1 protein-coding gene is annotated in these 251 nt (G+C 55.8%); it reads left to right on the forward strand.

Annotated features, from left to right (window positions below; genetic code table 11):
• Positions 1-251 (forward strand): hypothetical protein (locus AC0L3S_RS39570; RefSeq protein ID WP_473285404.1); only part of this gene is annotated, 251 nt, incomplete at both ends.

The following is a 251-nucleotide window of genomic DNA, read 5'->3' on the forward strand; positions in this document are numbered from 1 at the left end:
TGGCTCGACCAGCTTTTTACAGGTGGGAGATAACTTTCTTCTGGCCCCAGTAGGCAGCGATAGCGGCCCCGTGCTCAAATTTCATGGCGCCAACCTTACCCTCGGCCAGGTTGCCAGCTGGACACCTGTCGGCGCGGAAGCAGTGTCAGGTGGCTACGATGTGGCTTGGAAGAATACCGCTTCAGGCCTCTACAACATCTGGAGCACTGATACCAACGGCAACTACATTAAAGACCTGCTCTCGGGAGCAA

This window comes from Bradyrhizobium sp. Ken01, assembly GCF_055807355.1.